Source organism: Bacillus cereus group sp. BfR-BA-01383 (genome assembly GCF_022663495.1).
GTDB lineage: Bacteria > Bacillota > Bacilli > Bacillales > Bacillaceae_G > Bacillus_A > Bacillus_A cereus_AU.
The window spans coordinates 1-1,078 of the sequence record NZ_JAKUFP010000092.1; the positions used below are offsets into that span (position 1 = coordinate 1).

The window sequence follows — 1,078 nt, forward strand, 5'->3', positions numbered from 1 at the left end:
TTGAAGTGAACCCGAATAGTGGTACATGAAAAAAACACCTCCTGAATTCGCATACTAAGTATGCAAATTCAATGGAGGTGTTTTTGGTTTGAAAACAAGAGTTCATTACCCAGAAGAAATAAAGCGGAAAGTAATTAAAATGAAAAAGGATGGTTATTCAAATCGTACCATTATGGAGACACTCGGTATTAAAAATGTTTCCCAAATTAAGACATGGATGAAATGGTATCGTACAGATCAAACGTATCGCTTTCAACAACCTGTAGGAAAACAATATTCTTATGGAAAAGGGCCAAAAGAGCTAAGTGAATTGGAACAACTACGATTAGAAAATAAACATTTAAAAACAAAATTACTTGTATGGGGAAAGTATCTGGAAATCGAAAGGAGCTGAAACCAGAAGCCGTAGTTACTTTATGGAGAGATCTAAAAACAAAAATAACTGTAAAAGAATTGTGCAGCGTATTAGAATTGCCTCGTTCCACATTTTATCGCTGGTTACAACGAACAGAACGTCTTAGGAATGATATAGAAGAGAAAATTAAGGACGTCTGTCTTAGGCATAAATTACGGTATGGATATCGAAGAGTGACCGCCACTCTTCGAAAAATGGGGCTGTGTATCAATCATAAAAAAGTATTACGAATCATGAAACAATATCACATACTCTCAAAAGTGCGTTGAAAGAAAAAGAAATATATCAATGGTGCGGAACCAGTGGTAGCCCCCCATCGATTGGAACGTCAATTCGAAGCATCGGCACCAAATGAAAAGTGGTTTACGGATGTGGCTTATCTATTATTTGGAGAGCGTACCTTGTATTTATCAACGATTATGGATGCCTTTAATCGCGAAATTATTAGTTATGTCATCAGTGAATCACAAACGCTGACATTAGCGATGGAGACATTAAAACAAGCAATGAGAGGGCGAAAAGTAAAAGATGTCATCCTTCACTCGGATCAAGGAAGCATTTATACCGCGAAAGAATTTCAAGCGTATGCCAAAGAAAAAGGCATTATCACCAGCATGTCCCGGAGAGGAAATTGCCATGATAATGCCGTCATGGAAAGCTTCT

1 pseudogene is annotated in these 1,078 nt (G+C 37.3%); it reads left to right on the forward strand.

What is annotated here, in order from left to right:
• Window positions 1–88: 88 nt before the first annotated feature.
• Window positions 89–1,078 (forward strand): annotated as a pseudogene (locus tag MR065_RS27005) (IS3 family transposase); the annotation flags it as partial.